Origin of the sequence: Mordavella massiliensis (genome assembly GCF_016901695.1) — a bacterium.
In the GTDB taxonomy this organism is placed as follows: Bacteria; Bacillota; Clostridia; order Lachnospirales; family Lachnospiraceae; genus Claveliimonas; species Claveliimonas massiliensis_A.
On sequence record NZ_JACJKS010000051.1, the window covers coordinates 1 to 1,515 of the forward strand.

The following is a 1,515-nucleotide window of genomic DNA, read 5'->3' on the forward strand; positions in this document are numbered from 1 at the left end:
AGCAATATGGCGCTGTGGATCAGCCTGATGATGGTTTCCTGCGGCGGATTGCTGGGGATGCTGTTCTACAAACGGAAAAAAACAGCGGCCGGGAAATAAGGCTTAAAGAAGGTTATTCGTTCCGCCCTGGCTGCCTGAACCGGCGCGCCGGGGAACGGATGGCATAGAACACAGAGAAAAAGGCGGTGACACACCAAAAAGAATGATCAAACCTGTATATTCACATAAATGTTATCTTGAAAGGAGAAAAATCAATCATGAAACTAAAGCGCAAACTTCTTGCAGGACTGCTGACGCTTTGTATGGCTGTTGGAATGGCTGTGCCGGCATTTGCGGAGAACGGCCCCTCGTCCGGGGACTACAGTTATGCATACCTCAGGCTCGGTAATTCGGAGGATGGGTATCAGACGCTCTTTGCCAACAGCGGCCAGATTGACGATGTATCAGGTGCTGTTTATGATAAGGCGAGCAACACCGTTACTCTGACCAACTACAACAACCCGACCAATATCCTTGTCGCCAACGAGATGGGCGATGATCTGAAGCTTAATCTGGTGGGAGACAACCATATCTCCGAACTGGTTGTATACGGCTTCGGCTGGGGCGGCAATCTGGAAATTACCGGAGACGGCTCCCTGACCATCAATGAAAACAAAACATCTCAGACTGCGGCGATCCGCTTTATGGCTGAGGGAACACAGGGTCTGCTCAAGGTCGGCTCAAACGCTTCTGTGACAGCGTATAAGAGCGCAGGTGAAAACACTTATTCTGCGGCCTTTGTATCTACTACCTCCTCAACCCTTCCCTTCCAAGGCAATCTGGAAGCAGCCCTTACCATGACCCCTGACTCCGGCGTGGAAGGCGAATATGCAGTGGGTGCAACTGTTATTTATGAAGATGAAGAAAGTTATGCTAACAGAACATGGCAGCTTGCCACAAAGGACAATGACGGCAAACTCTACGGCATTTACTTCTTCGAGGCTAATGAGTATTCAGAGGGTCAAACTGATGTGTTTGAGCTTGTAAAGGTTGACGGACTTGCCAGTGGAAATGAATATCTCGCGGTAGCTGTCAGCCAAACCGCCGGCGTAGCATGGCCCGAGGGCTATACTAAGGACCCCGAGGGAAAAACCGTTGACGCAAAAATTTCAAATACAATGAACATGACCTTACTTCAAAAAGACGGCGAAACCTTCTATTGGGGTCCGGATAAGATTGAATATCCTCCTGAAGGCGGAGTAGGAACATATTGGTATTCCGTTTACAAGGGACTTACCGACAAGATGGAGATTGTGGATCATTGGGGCGATAAAAAAGAAGCTGTAATTGCAGCTCCTGTTGAGGGTATGAGAAATCTTACCACGGATCAGGAAGGCTATCCGGAGGGATATAAGACAGTCATTGAGAAGACCGGCATGTATAGCTACTACTGCACCAATGATGTGATCAAAGTATCCCCGTCCGGGACTTCTACCGATCCGGGCACTGATCCTGGAACAAAACCTGGTGAGGATA

General features: G+C 48.9%; 1 protein-coding gene. It reads left to right on the forward strand.

From position 1 onward, the window contains the following. Window positions 1-257: 257 nt before the first annotated feature. A partial coding sequence (locus H6A20_RS13015) for a hypothetical protein (RefSeq protein ID WP_204907525.1) occupies window positions 258-1,515 on the forward strand: 1,258 nt, incomplete at its 3' end.